The organism is Cellulomonas endophytica, from assembly GCF_004123805.1.
In the GTDB taxonomy this organism is placed as follows: Bacteria; Actinomycetota; Actinomycetes; order Actinomycetales; family Cellulomonadaceae; genus Cellulomonas; species Cellulomonas endophytica.
Genome location: NZ_RWJX01000042.1, coordinates 13,673 through 32,176 on the forward strand (window position 1 = coordinate 13,673; position 18,504 = coordinate 32,176).

The 18,504-nt window shown below is 76.9% G+C and carries 14 protein-coding genes; 12 read left to right on the forward strand and 2 right to left on the reverse strand.

What is annotated here, in order from left to right; translation table 11 throughout:
- Nucleotides 1-86: 86 nt before the first annotated feature.
- From EJA20_RS12420 to EJA20_RS12460, 9 genes are all read left to right on the forward strand, one after another.
- A complete protein-coding gene (locus EJA20_RS12420; protein WP_240675459.1) occupies nt 87-2,150 on the forward strand; it encodes a beta-galactosidase in 2,064 nt (687 codons plus the stop codon).
- A 182-nt stretch (nt 2,151-2,332) separates the two neighbouring features.
- Nucleotides 2,333-3,643 (forward strand): ABC transporter substrate-binding protein, encoded by a 1,311-nt coding sequence (locus EJA20_RS12425; RefSeq protein WP_129338464.1) that lies wholly within the window; start codon nt 2,333-2,335, stop codon nt 3,641-3,643.
- A 99-nt stretch (nt 3,644-3,742) separates the two neighbouring features.
- A complete protein-coding gene (locus EJA20_RS12430) occupies nt 3,743-4,720 on the forward strand; it encodes a carbohydrate ABC transporter permease (protein ID WP_129338465.1) in 978 nt (325 codons plus the stop codon).
- Nucleotides 4,717-5,679, forward strand: a complete 963-nt coding sequence (locus tag EJA20_RS12435) for a carbohydrate ABC transporter permease (protein ID WP_129338466.1) — start codon at nt 4,717-4,719, stop codon at nt 5,677-5,679. Before EJA20_RS12430 ends, EJA20_RS12435 begins: the two co-directional genes overlap by 4 nt.
- A 31-nt stretch (nt 5,680-5,710) precedes the next feature.
- On the forward strand, nt 5,711-8,014 hold the full coding sequence (gene yicI, locus EJA20_RS12440) for an alpha-xylosidase (RefSeq protein ID WP_129338467.1): 2,304 nt from the start codon (nt 5,711-5,713) through the stop codon (nt 8,012-8,014).
- A gap of 118 nt (nt 8,015-8,132) precedes the next feature.
- Nucleotides 8,133-9,587 carry a GH1 family beta-glucosidase gene (locus tag EJA20_RS12445; RefSeq protein WP_129338468.1) on the forward strand — a complete coding sequence of 485 codons (1,455 nt, stop codon included), beginning with the start codon at nt 8,133-8,135 and terminating at the stop codon, nt 9,585-9,587.
- A 176-nt stretch (nt 9,588-9,763) separates the two neighbouring features.
- Nucleotides 9,764-10,078, forward strand: coding sequence for a hypothetical protein (locus EJA20_RS12450; RefSeq protein ID WP_129338469.1), 315 nt, complete (start codon nt 9,764-9,766; stop codon nt 10,076-10,078).
- A gap of 74 nt (nt 10,079-10,152) precedes the next feature.
- Nucleotides 10,153-10,980, forward strand: a complete 828-nt coding sequence (locus tag EJA20_RS12455) for an alpha/beta hydrolase (protein ID WP_129338470.1) — start codon at nt 10,153-10,155, stop codon at nt 10,978-10,980.
- The gene (locus tag EJA20_RS12460) at nt 10,977-11,816 is read left to right on the forward strand and encodes an alpha/beta fold hydrolase (protein ID WP_338068824.1); all 840 of its coding nucleotides are present in this window, start codon (nt 10,977-10,979) and stop codon (nt 11,814-11,816) included. The genes EJA20_RS12455 and EJA20_RS12460 overlap by 4 nt, the downstream gene beginning before the upstream one ends.
- Nucleotides 11,817-11,829: 13 nt before the next feature.
- On the opposite strand, the gene EJA20_RS12465 is transcribed toward EJA20_RS12460, so the two are convergent.
- Nucleotides 11,830-12,270, reverse strand: coding sequence for a hypothetical protein (locus EJA20_RS12465; RefSeq protein ID WP_129338471.1), 441 nt, complete (start codon nt 12,268-12,270; stop codon nt 11,830-11,832).
- A 1-nt stretch (nt 12,271) separates the two neighbouring features.
- Nucleotides 12,272-14,068, reverse strand: a complete 1,797-nt coding sequence (locus tag EJA20_RS12470; RefSeq protein WP_129338472.1) for a coiled-coil domain-containing protein — start codon at nt 14,066-14,068, stop codon at nt 12,272-12,274.
- Nucleotides 14,069-14,258: 190 nt separating this feature from the next.
- Between EJA20_RS12470 and EJA20_RS12475 the strand changes: the two genes are divergently transcribed.
- The 3 genes from EJA20_RS12475 (at nt 14,259) to EJA20_RS12485 (ending at nt 17,933) form a co-directional block, all read left to right on the forward strand.
- The gene (locus tag EJA20_RS12475; protein WP_129338473.1) at nt 14,259-15,917 is read left to right on the forward strand and encodes a hypothetical protein; all 1,659 of its coding nucleotides are present in this window, start codon (nt 14,259-14,261) and stop codon (nt 15,915-15,917) included.
- Nucleotides 15,914-16,924 carry a DUF8094 domain-containing protein gene (locus EJA20_RS12480; protein ID WP_129338474.1) on the forward strand — a complete coding sequence of 337 codons (1,011 nt, stop codon included), beginning with the start codon at nt 15,914-15,916 and terminating at the stop codon, nt 16,922-16,924. The genes EJA20_RS12475 and EJA20_RS12480 overlap by 4 nt, the downstream gene beginning before the upstream one ends.
- Nucleotides 16,925-16,991: 67 nt before the next feature.
- A complete protein-coding gene (locus tag EJA20_RS12485) occupies nt 16,992-17,933 on the forward strand; it encodes a tetratricopeptide repeat protein (RefSeq protein WP_129338475.1) in 942 nt (313 codons plus the stop codon).
- Nucleotides 17,934-18,504 lie beyond the last annotated feature (571 nt).

The window sequence follows — 18,504 nt, forward strand, 5'->3', positions numbered from 1 at the left end:
GCGCCGGTCGGCGCGGGGCGTTGACACGGACCGGCGGAGGGCGCTTGCATGGCCGAAGCGCTTCGACACTCGACGAGGAGAACTGCGTGCAGCAGCGGACAGCACCCGGCGGCGCCCCCGCGCCCCTGGCGGCCCTGACGTCGGAGCTCGGCGTCCTCTACGGCGGCGACTGGAGCCCCGAGCAGTGGGACCCGGCCGTCTGGCCGGAGGACGTGGCGCTCATGCGCGAGGCCGGCGTCAACCTCGTCACGGTCGGCGTCTTCGCGTGGTCGAGCATGGAGCCCGAGGAGGGACGGCTCGAGCTCGGCTGGCTCGACACGGTGCTCGACCACCTGCACGCCGGCGGCGTCGCCGTCGACCTGGCGACCCCCACCGCGTCCCCGCCGCCGTGGCTCGCGCACCGGTACCCGACGTCGTCGGCCGTGGACCGCAGCGGCGTCCGGATGGCCGTCGGCTCGCGCAACCACTTCTGCCCCTCGTCGCCGGACTACCGACGGGCCGCCCGGGGCATCGCCGGCGCCCTGGTGGAGCGGTACGGGTCGCACCCGGCCGTGCGGATGTGGCACATCGGCAACGAGTTCGGGCAGGTGTGCTTCTGCGACCTCTGCGCCGACGGGTTCCGGCGCTGGCTGCAGGTCCGTCACGGGAGCCTCGACGCCCTGAACGCCGCGTGGGGCACGGCCTTCTGGAGCCAGCGCTACGCGGACTGGCAGGAGATCGTGCCGCCCCGCGTCGCGCCCTACATCCGCAACCCGGGGCAGTCGCTGGACCACCGGCGGTTCGCCTCCGACCTCCTGCTCGGGCTCTACCGCGAGCAGCGCGACCTCGTCCGCGCGGCGGCTCCCGGCGTGCCCGTGACGACGAACCTCATGGGCTTCCACCCGCACACGGACGACGCCCGGTGGGCACCGGAGCTCGACGTGGTGTCCGAGGACCACTACCCCGACCCCGCCGACCCCGACGGCCACCTGCTGCAGGCCCTCCAGGACGACCTCGCGCGGGGCATCGGCGGCGGGCGGCCCTGGGTGCAGATGGAGCAGGCGGCGGGAGGCGTCAACTGGCGCCCGCACAACGTCCCCAAGACCCCGGCCCGGATGCGGCTGGACTCGCTGCGGGCCGTCGCCCGGGGGTCCGACGCCTCCCTGTTCTTCCAGTGGCGGCAGTCGCTCGCCGGGGCGGAGAAGTGGCACTCCGCGCTGCTGCCGGCCGCCGGTCCCGACACGCGCCTCCACCGCGCCGTCCGCGCGCACGGGGCGGAGCTGCGCCGGCTCCGGCCCGTCGTGGGCGCGCGGGTGCCCGCGGAGGTGGCGCTCGTCTTCGACTGGTCGAGCTGGTGGGCGGCGCAGGAGCCCGCCGCCCCGTCCGACCGCCTCGACGTCCTCGACCTGCTGCGCGAGTGGTACCGGCCCCTCCACGCGGCGAACGTCACCGCGGACGTCGTCCCGCCGTGGGCGGACCTCACGCCGTACCGGCTCGTGCTCGCGCCCCAGCTGCACCTCGTGGAGGACGCGGACGTGCCCGGGCTGCGGGCCGTCGTCGAGCGCGGGGACGTGCTGGTGCTCGGGCCGTGGAGCGCGGCGCTCGACGGGCACGGACGGCTGCGCCCCGGCCGGTTCCCGGCGCCCTTCACGGACCTCGTCGGCGGGTCGGGCGAGGAGTACGTGCCGCTGGCCGCGCCCGTGGCCGTGGAGGGCGTCCTCGGCGCCCACCGGGTCGGCGACTGGGCCGAGCGGCTGCGCACGGACGGCGGGGAGGCGCTCCTCGTCGCGCGCGGCGGCGACCTCGACGGGGTCCCCCTCGTCGTCACGCGCCGCCACGCCTCCGGCGGCACCGGCGTCTACGCCGGTGCCCTCCTGCCCCCGGCGGCGACGGGCGCGCTGGTCGCCCACGCCGTGGCCGCGGCCGGCGTCGCCCCGGCCGCCGCCGGGCTCCCGGCCGGCGTGGAGGCGGTGCGGCGGGGGCCCGTCCTCTTCCTGCTGAACACGACGGGCGGCCCGGTGCCGCTCGACGGCCTCGGCGGCCGCCGCGACCTCCTCACGGACGCCGTGCTGGGGCGCCGGCAGGTGCTCGAGCCCGACGGCGTCCTCGCCCTCGCGACGTCCGACGCGGCAGGTGCGGGGCCGGGGACGGCCGGCCCGCTGGACGGCTGACGGGCCAGGCGTCGGGACGGCCAGGTCGAAACGCTTCGACCACTGGCCCTCCACATCAGGACCGCTGCCCGGGGAGAAGAGCCCCTTGCGGAGACCCCACCGCGCACGGCATTCTGTCGAAGCGCTTCGACGACCGGCCCGGACGACCCGGCCGGCCCATCCACTCGACGAGGAGAACCTGGATGCACACGAGCACCCGGCGCTGGGGGGCCACCGCGGTGGCCGCCCTCCTGGCGCCCGCCGTCCTGACCGCCTGCAGCAGCGGCGGTCCGTCCGCCGACGGCGGGGACGCCAGCACGCTCACGATCTGGCACTACGAGAACGACGAGTCGGCGATGGGCCAGGCGTGGGCCCGGGCCATCGAGATCTTCGAGTCCGAGCACCCGGACGTCACGGTCGAGGTCGAGAAGCAGACCTTCGAGCAGATCCAGAAGAACGCGAAGATCGTCCTCACCGGCGACGACGTCCCCGACGTCATGGAGTACAACAAGGGCAACGCCACCGCCGGCCAGCTGGCCTCGCAGGGGCTGCTCGCCCCCCTGACGGAGGTCGCGGAGGAGAAGGGCTGGACGCAGGCCCTGCCCGCGTCGATCGCCACGACCGCCCAGTACGACGAGAACGGCCTCATGGGGTCCGGCGAGTGGTACGGGGTGCCCAACTACGGGGAGTTCGTCGGGGTGTACCTCAACGACGACCTGTTCGCCGCGAACGGGATCGCGACGCCGACCACCTTCGAGGAGCTCGAGGCCGCCCTCGCCGCCTTCGCCGCCGCGGGCATCACCCCGCTCGCCGAGGCGGGGGCCGAGTACCCGCTGGGGCAGCTGTGGTACGAGCTCGTGCTGCACTACGGCGACCGCGCCCTCGTCGACCAGTACCAGCTCTTCGACGGCGACGTGGACTGGCACGGCGAGGCCATGACGCAGGCGACGGAGAAGCTCGCGGAGTGGGTCGAGGCGGGCTACGTCGCCCCCGACTCGGCGGGCCTGACGGCCGAGGACATGGGCACGGCCTTCATCTCGGGGGAGTACCCGATCATGGTGTCGGGCTCCTGGTGGTTCGGCCGGCTGCAGTCGGAGATCCCGTTCGCGTGGTCCCAGACGCTGTTCCCCGGCAACGACCTGCACCCGGGCTCGTCGGGCAACCTCTGGGTGGTCCCGACCAACGCCGACTCCCCGGACCTGGCCCAGGACTTCATCGACATCACGCTGCGCCCGGAGGTGCAGGAGGTCCTCGCCCAGGCCGGAGGCCTGCCGGTGGCCGCGGACGACGTGACCATCGCGGACCCCAAGACCGCGGAGATGACGGAGAACTTCCAGGCGGTCCTCGCCGAGGACGGCCTGGCGTTCTACCCCGACTGGCCCGTGGCCGGGTTCTACGACGTCGTCGTCAGCCAGCTGCAGTCCCTGGTGAACGGCAGCAAGACGCCCGACGAGGTGCTCGACGGCCTCGAGGAGGCGTACGAGCAGGGCAAGGCCGACCTCGTCACCCCCTGAGGCGCGGTCCCGGCGGGCGGTGCGCCGCCCGCCGGGACCCGCCCCACCGCGTCGCCGCCCCGCCGCCCCCGCCCGTACCCCCCTCCCCCGGAGGACGCGATGTCCGCTCCCACGCTCGACGCCCCGGCCGGCCGCCGCCCGCCCGCCGCGGGCCCGGCCCGGCGCCCCTGGCGCCGGCCCCCCTGGCTGCCGTACCTGCCGTACCTCGTCCCCGGCCTGGTCGGGTTCGTCGTCGTCGTCGGCTACCCGTTCGCGACGAACGTCGTCCTCAGCTTCCAGAGCTGGAAGGGCGGGCTCGCGCCGCACCGGTGGGTCGGCCTCGACAACTACGCGGCGCTCCTGCGCGACTCCCAGTTCTGGACGTCGTTCCAGAACTCCCTCGCGATGGTGCTCGCGATGGTCGTCGTCCCGACGCTGCTGGGCCTGCTCCTGGCCGCCGTGCTGTTCGACTACCTGGGCAAGACGTTCGGCGCCCGCACCTCCGCGGTCCTGCGGGCCACGTACTACCTGCCGCAGATCCTGCCGGTGGCGGTCGCGGGGGTGCTCTGGAACTGGATCCTCAACGCGCAGACCGGGGCGGTGAACGAGCTGCTGCGCTCCTGGGGGGTGACGGAACCGCCGAACTGGCTCGGCTCGCCGTCGACGGCGCTGCCCAGCGTCATGCTCGTGCTCGTCTGGGTGCAGATCGGCTACCCGGTCGTCGTGTTCATGTCCGCGCTGCAGCGGGTGGACCCCGAGCTCTACGAGGCCGCCGAGCTCGACGGCGCCGGGTGGGGCCGCCGCTTCCGCGCCATCACGCTGCCGCAGATCAAGCCCGAGACGTTCGTGGTGGTGCTCACCTGCACGGTCGCGGCGCTGAAGGTGTTCGGGCCGATCTACGTGCTCACGCGCGGCGGGCCCGAGAGCTCGACCCTCGTGCCCAGCTACTACTCGTACCTGAACTTCTTCGACAAGTCGAAGGTCGGCTACGGCGCCGCCGTGTCGAACGTGCTCACGCTCGTCATCGTGGTCGTGGCCGTCACCCTCCTCGTGGCGCAGGCGCGCAGCGAGCGGCGCGAGGAGGCGGGTCGCGCATGACCGCGCCCACCACCCCCACCACCCAAACCACCGCCCCGACGACCGGCGCGGCCCCCGCGCCGGGTGCCGCCGGCGCGCGCGGCCCCGCGGGCGCCCCGGCCCCCCGTCGGCGACGGGCCGGCGTGGACGCCCGGCACCGCCGCGGTGTCACCCGCTGGTTCGTCCTCGCCGGCGCCGTCCTCGTCGCGGTCCTCATGCTCGTGCCCATCGCGATCATGGTCCTCAACGCCTTCAAGTCCCCGCAGGACTACTCGCAGCACGGCCCGCTGAGCTGGCCCCGGGAGCTGTACACCGCGGGCGTGCAGGCGTTCTGGGAGCGGGTGCAGTTCCCGCAGAAGCTGTGGAACTCCGTCGTCATCTCCGGCGTCGTCGCCGTGGCGGGGACCCTGCTGTCGCTCCTGAACGCGTACGCCATCGGCATCGGGCGCATCCGCGGCCGGCTGTGGCTGACGACGCTGTTCCTGCTGGCGACGATGCTGCCGCAGGAGGCCCTCATCTACCCGCTCTTCACCATGGCGCAGGAGGCGGGCCTGTCGAACTCGCGGTGGTCGGTGATCATCATCTTCACGGTCATCCAGTCCGCGTTCGGCACCTACCTGCTCGCCTCGGTGCTGCACACCTTCCCGCCGGCGCTGCTCGAGGCGGCCGCCCTCGACGGGGCGAGCCGGTGGCAGATCCTCTGGCGCATCGTCTTCCCGGTGGTGCGCCCGACGCTCTCCGTCCTGATGATCTTCTTCTTCATCTGGACGTGGAACGAGTTCTTCATCCCGCTGGTCATGCTCACGACCAACGACACCCAGACCGTCCCGGTCGCGCTCGCGTCGCTGCAGGGCGACCGCCTCATGGACGCGCCGACGACGAACGCCGGCGCGCTCGTCTCCCTCGTGCCGGCCCTCGTGTTCTTCCTCCTGTTCCAGCGCACCCTGACGCGCGGCGTGACCGCCGGCTCCGTCAAGTGACGCCCATCCCCCCCGGAGAGGTCCCGACCGCATGAAGTTCACCGACGGCTACTGGCAGCTGCGCCCCGGCGTGGAGGCCCTGCGCCCCAAGCAGGTGGTCGACGTCGAGGCCGGCCCCGACACGCTCACGGTGCACGCCTCGACGGCGCCCCTGCGCACCCGCGGCGACACGCTCAACCGCCCCACGGTGTCCGTGACGTTCTCCAGCCCCCTCGACGGCGTCATCGGCGTCCGCGTGGTCCACCACGCGGGCGGTGCGCCCGCGCGGCCCGCCTTCGAGCTGGCGCGCCGGCCCGTCGACGTCAAGACGGTCCTGCCCGAGGACGCGGGCGAGCCCGTCGCCACGTTCACCTCGGGCGCCCTGACCGCGCGCATCGCCACGGAGGGCCCGTGGTCGGTGGAGTTCGTGCAGGACGGGCGCGTCCTGACCTCCTCCGGCGCCCGCAGCATCGGGGTCGTCCGGGACGCCGAGGGCCGCGACTTCGTCCACGAGCAGCTCGCCCTCGGCGTCCGCGAGCACGTCTACGGGCTGGGGGAGCGGTTCGGCGCGTTCGCCAAGAACGGCCAGGCGGTGGACATCTGGAACGCCGACGGCGGCACCTCCAGCGAGCAGGCCTACAAGAACGTGCCGTTCTACGTCTCCGACGCGGGCTACGGCGTGTTCGTCGACCACCCCGGCCACGTGGCCTTCGAGGTGGGGTCGGAGGCCGTCTCGGCGACGCAGTTCTCCGTCGCCGGGCAGGAGCTGCAGTACTACCTCGTCGGCGGCCCGACGCCGAAGGACGTGCTGCGCCGCTACACCGCGCTGACGGGCCGCCCGGCCCGGGTCCCGCTGTGGTCGTACGGCCTGTGGCTGTCCACCTCGTTCACGACGAGCTACGACGAGGCCACCGTCCTGTCCTTCGTCGACGGGATGGCCGAGCGCGGCCTGCCGCTGAGCGTCTTCCACTTCGACTGCTTCTGGATGCGGGCCTTCCACTGGACCGACCTCGTCTGGGACCCGGCCACCTTCCCCGACCCCGAGGGGCTGCTGCGCCGGCTGCACGAGCGGGACCTGCGCGTCTGCGTGTGGATCAACCCCTACCTGGCCCAGCGGTCGCGGCTGTTCGCCGAGGGGCGCGAGAGGGGCTACCTCGTGCGCCGGGCCGACGGCTCGGTCTGGCAGACGGACCAGTGGCAGGCCGGCATGGGGCTGGTCGACTTCACGAACCCCGAGGCGGCGGCGTGGTTCGCCGAGCACCTGCGCGCCCTCCTGCGCCAGGGCGTGGACGCCTTCAAGACGGACTTCGGCGAGCGCATCCCCACGGACGTCGTCTGGCACGACGGCTCGGACCCCGAGCGCATGCACAACCACTACGCCCAGCTCTACAACGGCACGGTCTTCCGGCTGCTGGAGGAGGAGCGCGGCCGCGGCGAGGCGGTGCTCTTCGCGCGGGCGGCGACGGCCGGGGGCCAGCAGTTCCCCGTCCACTGGGGCGGCGACTGCGAGAGCACCTTCGCGGCGATGGCCGAGTCCCTGCGCGGCGGCCTGTCCCTGGCCGCCTCGGGCTTCGGCTACTGGAGCCACGACATCGGCGGGTTCGAGGGCACCCCGGACCCGACCGTGTTCAAGCGGTGGACCGCCTTCGGCCTGCTGTCCTCGCACTCGCGGCTGCACGGCTCGAGCTCCTACCGGGTGCCCTGGCTGTTCGACGAGGAGGCCGTCGACGTGACGCGCCGCTTCACCGAGCTCAAGCTGCGGCTCATGCCCTACCTCGCGCAGGCCGGACGGGTGGCGCACGAGGAGGGCCTGCCCGTCATGCGCCCGATGTTCCTGGAGTTCCCCGACGAGCCGGGCACCGCCGACGTCGCGACGCAGTACCTGCTCGGCGACGCGCTCCTCGTCGCCCCCGTGCTGTCCGCCGACGGCACCGTGGACGTCTACGTGCCGTCGGGCACGTGGACCTCGCTCCTCGACGGCTCCACCCTCGAGGGGCCGCGCTGGCACCGGCAGGAGCACGGCGTGGACTCGCTGCCGCTGCTCGTGCGGCCCGGGACGGTGCTGCCCGTCGGCCGGCGGGCGGACCGCCCCGACCGGGACCTCGCGCAGGACCTCGTGCTGCGCCTGTTCCGGCTGCCCGACGGCCACTCCTCGACGACGCGCGTCCCGGGCCCCGACGGCACGGGCGGGGCGACGTTCACCGTGACCCGGCGCGGCGACCGCGTCCGCGTCGAGGCGGAGGGCGCGCGCGGCTGGGCCGTCGCGCTGGGCACCGGCCCGGAGCTCGCGACGAGCCCCGACGGCGCCCCGCTCGAGCTGAGCCTCCCCGCCGGGGGCGACCCCGCGCCGGCCTGACCCGTCCGTCCTCGGCGCCCCGTGATTGCGGGAGCGCTCCCACGCCCTCTATCGTCCCGTGCTGACAGAGCCGTCCACCCGCCCGCGCCCCCGCGCCGGGCACCACCGAGAGGCCACCATGCCCGCCACCCGTCCCGACGGACGTGCCTTCCCCGCCGACTTCCTCTGGGGCTCGGCCACCGCCGCCTACCAGATCGAGGGCGCCGCCGACGAGGGCGGCCGCGGCCCCTCCATCTGGGACACCTTCTCCCGCACCCCGGGCAAGACCCTCGACGGGGACACGGGGGACGTCGCCGCCGACCACTACCACCGCGTGCCCGAGGACGTCGCCCTCATGCAGGCGCTCGGCCTGGGCGCCTACCGCCTGTCCGTCTCGTGGCCGCGCGTGCAGCCCACGGGCCAGGGCGCGTTCAACGACGAGGGCCTGGCCTTCTACTCCGACCTCGTCGACCGTCTCATCGCCGCCGGCATCAAGCCCGTCGTGACCCTGTACCACTGGGACCTGCCGCAGGCCCTCGAGGACGCGGGCGGCTGGACGGTGCGGGCGACGGCGGAGCACTTCGGGCGCTACGCCCGCCGCCTGGCGGAGGTGCTGGGTGACCGCGTCCACCTGTGGACCACGCTCAACGAGCCCTGGTGCTCGGCCTACCTGGGCTACGCCTCCGGGGTCCACGCCCCGGGCGTCACCGACGGCGCCGCCGCGCTCGCCGCGGTCCACCACCTCAACCTCGCCCACGGCCTCGCGGTCCGCGAGATCCGCGACGTGCTCGGCGCCGACGCGCCGGTGTCCATCACGCTGAACCTCCACGTGACCCGCGCCGCGACGGACGACCCCGCGGACCTCGACGCGAAGGACCGCATCGACACCATCGCGAACGAGGTCTTCCTCCAGCCGATCCTCGAGGGGCGCTACCCCGAGCGCGTGGCGGCGGACACCGCCTCGGTCACCGACTGGTCCTTCGTGCAGAGCGGTGACCTGGAGATCATCCGGACGCCGCTGACGCAGCTCGGCGTCAACTACTACTCGACCGGGCGCGTCCGGGCCGGCACGCCGGCGGTGGGCGACGGCGGCCCCGGGCCCGACGGGCACCGGTCCTCCGCGCACAGCCCGTGGGTCGGCGCGGACCGCGTCGAGTGGCTGCCGCAGCCGGGCCCCCACACGGCCATGGGCTGGAACATCGAGCCGAAGGGCCTCGTCGACCTGCTCCTGGAGCTGCGCGACCGCTACCCGGCGCTGCCGCTCGTCGTCACGGAGAACGGCGCGGCCTTCGAGGACGTGCCGGACGCCGACGGGCGGGTGCACGACGTCGAGCGCATCGCCTACCTGCACGACCACGTCGACGCCGTCGGCGAGGCGATCGAGGCCGGCGCCGACGTGCGCGGCTACTTCGTGTGGTCCCTCATGGACAACTTCGAGTGGGCCTACGGCTACAGCCGGCGCTTCGGCATCGTCCGGGTCGACTACGCCACGGGGGAGCGCACGCCGAAGGACTCCGCCGCCTGGTACGCCGAGCTCGTCCGGACGAACGCCGTGCCGCCCGTCGACGCGGTGGTGCCCGCCCTGACCGTCTGACACGGTCGTCCCCGGCGGGGCCGACGACGACCGTCGGCCCCGCCGGGGTGGTGCCCCACCGGCACGCCTCCGCCGTACCACCGCTGTACCACCGCTGTACCACCGCCGTACCACCGCCGATCCACCGGCGGCGCCGGCGGCGCGACCGGGCCGGCGGGCTGGGCGATGATGGGCCCGTGCCCTCGTCCCGACGCTCCGGCAAGCGCCCCTGGGGGACGCCCCCGCCCGAGCTCGACCTGTCCCGCGCCACGGGCGGCCGGACGGTCGAGGCGGGTCCGGACGGCGAGTGGGTCGTCCAGCGCGTGCGGGGGTCGGACCGCCCCTACCGGTGCCCCGGCTGCGACCAGGAGGTGCCGGCCGGCACGGCGCACGTGGTGGCGTGGTCGGCGGAGGGGCTCTTCGGGGCCGACGCCGCGCTCGCGGACCGCCGGCACTGGCACGCCGCCTGCTGGGCGGCGCGGGGCCGGCGGGGGCCCACCCGCCGCCGGTAGCCCCGGGGCACGGGCCCGACCCGACGGGGTGCCGGCGCGGGCACCCGCGCAGGCGCAGGCCTAGGCTCGTCGCGATGAGCACCGCCGACGAGACCGCACCCGACGCCCACGAGATCCGGTCGCTCACGGTCCTGCCCGCCGTGCGCGAGGACGTGGAGCTCCACACCGCCGACGGGCTGCGGCTCGTGGGCGAGCTCGCCCGCCCCGTCGGCCTCGACGGGGCGCCCGCGGAGCCCGCCGCCACGCTCGTCACCCTGCACCCGCTGCCCACGCACGGCGGGTACATGGACTCCCACGTGCTGCGCAAGGCCGCGTGGCGGCTGCCCGCCCTGGCCGGCCTCGCGGTGCTGCGCTTCAACACGCGCGGCACGTCCAGCCCGCGCGGGACGAGCGAGGGCCGGTTCTCCGAGGGCGTGGACGAGCGCTTCGACGTGCAGGCGGCCATCGAGCTCGCCGAGTTCTCCGACCTGCCCCGCCGCTGGCTCGTCGGGTGGTCCTTCGGCACGGAGCTGGCCCTCATGCACGGGCACGACCCGGGCGTCGAGGGCGCCGTGCTGCTGTCCCCGCCGCTGCACCGCGCCACGGACGCGGACCTCGACGCCTGGGCGGCGTTCGGCCGGCCCCTCGTCGTCCTCGTCCCGGAGCTCGACGACTACCTGCGGCCCGACGAGGCCCGCCGCCGGTTCGCCCGGGTGCCGCAGGCGGAGGTCATCGGCGTCGACGGCGCGAAGCACCTGTGGGTGGGGGAGGCCGCGGTGCGACGCGTGCTCGACGAGATCGTCGCGCACGTGGCCCCCGCTGTCCCCGTGCCCCTGCCCCGGACGTGGTCGGGGCCGGTCGAGGAGGCGTCCCCGGAGGCCGGTGCCCCCGCCGACGGCACGCGGACGGCGGCCGACGCGTGAGCCTGCGCCTGCACGTCCTCGTGCCCGCCGCCCCGGGGGAGGGCGGGCGGCCCGCGCCGGCGCCGCTCGTGCTCCTGCACGCCTTCCCCCTCGACCACCGGATGTGGCGCGACGCGGCGGCGGCGCTGGTGGGGACGGGGCCCGTCCTCGCCGCGGACCTGCCGGGCGCGGGCCTGCCCGTGGCGCAGCCGGGGCCGGACGTCGCCGCGGCCGCGCTCGAGGACGCGGCCGACGACCTCGCGAGGGCGCTGCGGGAGGGGCCGCTCGGCACCGGCGGTCCCGTCGTCGTGGCCGGCATCTCCCTGGGCGGCTACGTCGCGCTGGCCCTGCTCGAGCGGCACCCGGACCTCGTCGCCGGGCTCGCGCTGCTCGACACGCGCAGCACCGCCGACCCGGACGCGGCGCGGCAGAGGCGACTGGTCGTGGCCGAGGAGGTGCTCGCCGAGGGCCACGCCGGGCCGGTCGTCGGCATGGCGGACGACCTGCTCGGCCCCACGACCCGTCGCGAGCGGCCGGACCTCGTCGACCAGGTCCGCCGCTGGATCGGCGACCAGCCGGCGACGGGCGTCGCGTGGGCGCAGCGCGCCATGGCCGCCCGGCCCGACCGCACCGCCGCGCTCGCCGCCTTCGGCGGTCCGGTCCTCGTGCTGCGGGGCGACGAGGACGCCCTCAGCGGCCCCGACGCCGCCGGGCACCTCGTCGCGGCGGTGGCCGACCGGCGGCGCGTGGAGCACGGGGTGGTGCCGGGCGCCGGGCACCTGTCGGCGCTGGAGCGGCCGGAGGCGGTCGCGGCGGCGCTGGCCCGGCTGCGCGAGCGGGTCGCGGCGGGGGCCTGACGCCGGTCCGAGGTCAGCCCTCGCCGGTGAGCACCCGCTCGAGGGCGTCCGCGAGGTCGATGGAGTCGCCGTCGCGCCCGCCGGCGCCGATGACGAGCGGCGGCGGCGACGGCTCGGGCCGGACGCCGCGCACGAGGGCGGCGAGGCTCGTCGGCGCCGTCAGCACGTAGAAGCGGCCGTCGGTGTCCACCCCCACGGCCCCGTCGCGGCGCAGGTACCAGCCCTCGAGCGGGGTGCGGAAGCGGCGCCGGCGGTCGTAGGACAGCGCGCGCAGGGGCACCGGTGGCGGTCCGTCCACGCGGGCCCGCTCGAGGAAGGCGGCGATGAGCACGCCGGCGGCCTCCGACTCCGCGCGCTGGCGTGCCACCAGGGCGCGCTCGTGCGCCGCGGCGGCCTCGCGGCGCTCCTCGCGCCACGCCGCGGCCCCGTCCCGAGGTCCCTCGCCCGTCGTCACCTCAGTGCGCGTCGTCGCCCGGACCGGCCATCACCGACGCGCCGGCCCCCGTCGGACCGCCACCGGTGCCGCCGCCGGTGCCGCCGTCGGGGTGCTCGTCGTCGTCGGCCGGGCCGTGCGCCGCGTCCCCGGTGCGGGCCTCGTCCACGCCCTCGCCGCCCCCGGACGGTCCCGGCCGGGCCGGCGCCGCGCCGTCGTCCGCCGGTCCCGGTGCCGCGGCGACGACCGGCCGGTCGTCGCGGGTGGGGCGGTCCGCCGAGGTGTCGTCCGCCGGCCGCTCGGCCGCCCGGGCCCGGGCGAGGAGGCTCTGGTCGGAGCCGTCACCGAGGAGCCCGCGCAGCTCGTCGAGGTACGTGCTGACGGACTCGCGCTGGCGCCGCAGGTCCTCGACCTGCCGCTGGACGGTCCGGCGCTCGCGGTCCGCCTCGCCCGAGGCGTCCCCGCGGAGCTTGTCGGCGTGCTCGCGCGCCTCGGCGACCACGCGGTCGGCCGTCGCCCGCGCCTGCGCCAGGAGCGCGGCGGCGGCGCGCTCGGCGTCGACACGCACCCGCTCGGCCTGGGCCAGCGCCTCGGTCACCCGACGCTCCGCGTCCTGGGCGTGAGCCTCCGCGTCGCGCACGAGCGCCTCCGTCTGGGCGCGTGCGGCGGCGTGCCGGTCCGCGTCGGCGCGCTCGGACGCCTCGCGCGCCGCCGCGATCGCGAGCTCGCCCTCGGTGCGCGCGGCCTCCGCGGCGCGGCGCAGGGCGTCGGCCTCGGCGCGGGCCCGCCCGACCTCCTCGGCCGCCGCCCGGCGCCCGTCCGCGAGCACGGCGTCGAGCTCGAGGCGGGTGCGCTCCCGCAGCTCGGCGACCTCGCGGGCCGTGCCGTCGCGCAGGGCGTCCGTCTCGCGGCGCGCGTCGTCGCGCAGTGCCGCGACCTCCTCGGCGGCGAGGGTGCGCAGGCGCGCGACCTCGGCCGCCGCGGCGTCGCGGAGCTCGGCCGCGTCGTGCTCGGCCGCGGCCCGCAGCGCGGCGGCGCGGGCCTCGGTGTCCTCCCGCAGGGCGGCGACCTCGACGGCGACCGCGGCCCGCAGGCCCGTCGTCTCCTCGTCGGCGGCGCGCCGCTGCTCCGCGGCCCACCTCTCCGCCGCCGTCCGGGCGGCGGCGGCGTCGGCGTTCGTCCGGTCGGCGAGCTCCGCGGCCGCGCGCTCCGTCGCCACCCGCAGCTGGGTCACCTCGTGCTCCACGCCGGCCCGCAGGGTGCCGAGCTCGCGCTCGAGCGTGGTGCGCCGCTCCGCCTCCTCCGTGGCGACGGCGGCCGCGATGCGCGCGGCCTCCCGCTCGGCGGACGCGACGAGCTCCTCCGCCCGCAGGCGTGCGGCCCCGGTGGCGCCCGTCGCCTCCGCCCCGGCGGCGGCGCGCACCTCCTGGGCCTCGCGGCGTGCCGCGGCGAGCAGCTCGGCCGCCTCGCCCTCGGCGCGCGCCCGCAGCTGCTCGGCCGCGGTCCGGGCCTTCTGCCGCGTCTCGGCCGCGCGGGCCTCGGCCTGCGCGAGGACGTCCCCCGACTGCTCCTCCGCGGAGCGCAGCAGCTGCTCGACGCGCGCGCCGAGGCCGGAGTAGGTGGGGCGCTCGGCCTCGGACAGCCGGGCCTGCGCCTCCGAGAGCTCGCCGGCCGTCCGCAGCGCGTGCGCGTCGGCGGCCTCGACCTGCGCCCGTGCGTCGGCGAGGCGCTGCTCGAGCTGCGCCACCCGCGTGTCGACGGACTCCCGGTCGTACCCGCGGAAGCTCACGACGGGGAAGGGGGCGGTGGGCTCGGTCACGGGTCCTCCAGCAGGCGGGCGGGACGTCGGGCGTCCGCGCGGCGGTGGTGCGCGGGGCACCGGCGGGACGCGGCGCGGGGCCGCGTCGACCGCGCGCCAGGATACGCGGGCCCTCTGACGCGGGGCTCCGGCGGGGGCGCCGGCCGTGCCCGGATTACCCGGATCCGCACCCGCCGGGTGAGGATGACGTGTGCTCACTCGGCCCTTCGCTGCCGTCCTCGCCGCGGTGGGGGTGGTGCTGGTGCTCCTCGGCGTCGCGTCGGCAACCCTCTGGCGCGCCGACGACGTGCTGACCGCCACCGCCACCTCGCGCACGCCGCTGCTGGTCACCGACCCCGGCGTGCTGGAGCTCGGCGGCGACCCCGTGACCGTGCGGGTGACGGCCCCGGACGACGCCCCGGTCGTCCTCGCGGTCGGCCGCGACACGGACGTCCTCGGCTGGGTCGGCACGGACCCCTGGACGCGGGTGACGGGCCTGTCCTCCTGGGACGCGCTGGCGACGAGCGCCGGCGGCGAGGGCGCGGCGGCGGGCGTGGCGTCGAGCACGGCCGCGGAGCCGTCGGCCGGCACGGACGCCGCCGCACCGGCGCCCGCGCCCGACCCGTCGGGGTCCGACCTGTGGGTGACCCAGGTGAGCGGCACGGGGTCGGCCGAGCTCGTCTGGCCGCGTCCCGACGAGGGGCGCTGGCTGCTGCTCGCCGCCACCACCGGGTCCGGCGACCCGACGCTCTCGCTGTCGTGGCCCCGGGTGGTGACGACGCCGTGGCTGTGGCCCCTCGTCACGGCGGGCGCGCTGCTGGTCCTGGTCGCGCTCGCCGTGTGGGTCCGCGCGGGTCGCCGCGCCCGGGGCGACGCCTGGGTCCCCGTCACGACGGGCGCCGTCCCCGTGGCGACCGACCCCCACGGCGTCGCGACCGTGCCGAGCCGCCGGGCGCTGCGCGCGGCCGAGCAGGCCGCCCGCGACGCGTCGCGCCGGGGCCCGCGCACCGGTGCGGTGCCGACGGTGAGCGGTGCGGTGCCGACGGTGAGCGGTGCGGTGCCGACGGTGAGCGGCGCGACCCCCGTCGGTGCGGTCCCGCAGCAGCCGGGCGACGACGCCGCCCGGGCGACGTCGACCCCCTCGGCGCCCGGGACTGTCCCGGAGCCGGTCGTCGCGTCGGCGCCCGACGGCGCCGCGGTCGACGCGACCGGCGTCGACGCCCCGCGCGTCCACGGCGACGGCGTCCTCGGCCGGGCGCCGGGTGGTCGGCCGTCCGCGGACCCGGAGGACCTCGCCGAGCTCCGCCGTCCGGGCGGCAGCGAGGGCGACGGTCCGACGGGCGGCGCGACCTCGGCCGCGGACGTCCCCGCGGCCGCGCCCGCACCGACGACGGACCGTCGCCCCTCGCTGGTCGAGCGCCTCCGGTCGGCCCTCGGTCGCGCGCAGCCCACCGCTGCGGGTACCGACGGGACGGGTGCCGCCCCGGGGGCCGGGACCCGCGCGCCCGGCGACGTCACCCCGTCCGGGCCGGGCGTGGCGCCGGGGGAGGACGTCCCCGTCGTGCCGCCCCGCTGGTCCGGCCCGACGCCCGGAGCCGGACGGCCGGGTGGCTGGGTGCCGGAGGTGACGGAGGCGCAGGACCCCGCCCCGGGCACGGACGGCCCCGCGCCTGCCGACGCGGCGACGGCGGACGCGGAGCCCGCCGGTCCGACGCCCCCGGGTGCGGCCCCCCTCGAGCCCGGTGCGGCGGCCGCCACGCGCGGCGACGCGTGGCGCCGTGCCTGGGGACTGGGGGAGGGTGCCCGGCAGGAGGGCCCGCCGGCGGTGGCCGACCGGCCGGCGGAGGACGAGCGGGGGGAGTCCCGGTGACGGCACGACCGCAGCACGCCCGCGCCCGACGTGCGGCCGCGGCCGCTCTCGCGGTCGCCCTGACGGCGGGCCTCGCCGGGTGCGGCACGCCGCTGCCGGCCCCGGAGGCCCCCGCGGCGCCGGCGGTGGCGCCGGCCGCCCTGACCGCCGGCCAGGTGGACCGCGTCCTCGCCGACCTCGGCACCGTCCTGGCCGCCGGCGACGCCGCCCTCGACCCGGCGGCGCTCGGGCCACGCGTGACCGGGCCGGCCCTCGCGGTCCGGACGGCGGAGTACGTGCGCCAGACCGCGACCGCCGGTGCCCGGACGCCGACCGTGCTGCCGACGCGGGCCCAGTCCGTCGTCGTGCCTGCGACGACCACGTGGCCGCGGACGCAGCTCGTCGTGACGGAGCAGCCCGCGGACCTGCAGGCGCAGCGGATCCTCGTCCTCCAGCAGCCCGACGCGCGCAGCCCGTACCGGCTGTGGGGCTGGGCCCGGCTGCTCCCCGGCGTGCAGCTGCCGGCGGTGGCCAGCAGCGCGACCGGCAGCCCCGTCCTGGCCGCGGACACCGACGCGCTGCGGCTGGCGCCGGCGCAGGTGCTCGAGCAGTACGCCGACGTGCTGACGAACGGTGACGCGTCCGCGGCGGCGCCGGCCTTCGCCGCCGACGCCTTCCGCGACGGCCTGCGCACCGCGCGCGAGCAGACGGCCGCCAGCGTGGCGGCCGTGGCGACGGTCGCGGAGTCCACCGTGGCGGTGCCCGAGGGCGTCGTCGCGCTCGGCACGCTGGACGGCGGCGCGATCGTCGTCGGCCAGACGACGACCACGACCACCCTGACCGTGTCCCAGGGCAGCCTGACGCTCGACCCGACGGAGGCCGCGCTCAGCGGTCGTCCGGAGGTGACCCGCACCCTCGTGTACACCTATCAGGACGTGCTCGCGTTCCACGTGCCCGCGGCGGGGTCGTCCGACCCGGTGCGGCTGCTCGCCGCGGAGCACGGCCGCGTGAGCGTCAGCGGCGAGTAGCCCCACCTGGCGGCCGCGCGCTCCCGCGCGCGCCCCACCCGGCACGACCGACAACGGAGGAACGACGATGACGCAGCCGACGGGCGGCCCCCGCCCCCGCCTCGACGTGCGGGGGGCGGTGGACCTGTCCGCTCTCGCACGGCCCGCGACCCCGCCGCCCGGCAGCCCGGGCGGGGTGCCCGTCGGCGGCCGGTACGTCGTGGACGTCGACACGGAGGGGTTCCCGGCGCTCGTGCAGCGCTCGACGCAGCACCCCGTCGTCGTGCTGCTCTGGGCGTCCTGGAGCGAGGCCGCCAAGACCCTCGCCGCCGACCTCGGCGCGCTCGCCGACGAGGCGGGCGGCACCTGGCTCCTCGCCCGGATCGACGCGGAGGCGAACCCGCAGATCGCGCAGGCCTTCCAGACGCAGTCGGTCCCCACGGTGGTGGCCGTCCTGGCCGGGCAGCCCCTGCCGCTCTTCCAGGGCGCGCTGCCGCGGGACCAGGTCGCCTCCGTCCTCGACCAGGTCCTGGCTGCGGCGCAGGCCAACGGAATCACCGGCCGGGTCACGGCGGCCGCCCCCGTGGAGGAGCCCGAGGAGCCGGCCGAGCCCCCGCTGCCGCCGCTGCACCAGCGCGCGTACGACGCCATCGAGGAGGGTGACTTCACCGCCGCCGCGGCGGCCTACGAGCAGGCCCTGCGCGAGAACCCGCGGGACGACCTGGCTCGCGCCGGGCTCGCTCAGGTGGGGTTGCTCGAGCGCACGCAGGCCGTCGACCCCCGCGCCGCCCGTGCCGCGGCCGCCGACGCCCCGGCGGACGTCGATGCCGGACTGGTGGTGGCCGACCTCGACGTGCTCGGCGGCCAGGTGGCGGACGCCTTCGACCGGCTCGTCGACCTCGTGCGCCTCACCCGGGGCGAGGACCGCGAGCGGGTGCGTACCCGGCTCGTCGACCTCTTCGAGGTCGTCGGGGGCGACGACCCGCGTGTCCACGCCGCGCGCCGCGCCCTCGCGGCCGCCCTGTACTGAGGCCACCGGGCGCGCGCCGCCGTCCGGCGGGCCGCGGCCGGCACCGCTGCAGCACGGCGCAGTGCGGCGCGGTGCGGCGCGGCGCGGCGCGGTGCGCGCCCTCGGACGGGCCCCGCCCCAGCTGCGGACGGGGCGTCCCGCGACCGGACGACCGGTGACGCGGGTCACGCTCGCCGGAGTTGCAGGGCCCGGCCGGACCGTCCTACAGTTCTCGACGGCCGCCCGCCAGGGAGGGCCGGACACGGGCTCAGGCCGGTGGCCGGACACCGGGGAGGCCCACCCTCTGACGACACGGCGGATTCGTCCGCCTGCTCGGCCGTGGGTGGATCTGCCTCTCGGGGCGGTCAGCACGGCGAGAGCCGAGGTTGACAGCCCAGAGGCCGGCAGATAAGTTTGAACGGTTGCCCCGGCGCCGGATCGCAAGATCTCGGACCGAGTGCGTCTGCTCCTTGAGAACTCAACAGTGTGTCAAAGTAGTCGATGCCAAGATGGTCTGCTGCTTGCCATGTGCCTTCCGTTGTGGTGGGTGTGGGGTGAGTGGTGGGTCTTGGTTTTCTGGACAGGCCAACGG

Coding starts and splice junctions, on each gene's coding strand:
- EJA20_RS12455 (WP_129338470.1), top strand. CDS start 10,153: ATGAGCACCGCCGACGAGACCGCACCCGACGCCCACGAGATCCGGTCG.
- EJA20_RS12445 (WP_129338468.1), top strand. CDS start 8,133: ATGCCCGCCACCCGTCCCGACGGACGTGCCTTCCCCGCCGACTTCCTC.
- EJA20_RS12430 (WP_129338465.1), top strand. CDS start 3,743: ATGTCCGCTCCCACGCTCGACGCCCCGGCCGGCCGCCGCCCGCCCGCC.
- yicI (WP_129338467.1), top strand. CDS start 5,711: ATGAAGTTCACCGACGGCTACTGGCAGCTGCGCCCCGGCGTGGAGGCC.
- EJA20_RS12425 (WP_129338464.1), top strand. CDS start 2,333: ATGCACACGAGCACCCGGCGCTGGGGGGCCACCGCGGTGGCCGCCCTC.
- EJA20_RS12485 (WP_129338475.1), top strand. CDS start 16,992: ATGACGCAGCCGACGGGCGGCCCCCGCCCCCGCCTCGACGTGCGGGGG.
- EJA20_RS12435 (WP_129338466.1), top strand. CDS start 4,717: ATGACCGCGCCCACCACCCCCACCACCCAAACCACCGCCCCGACGACC.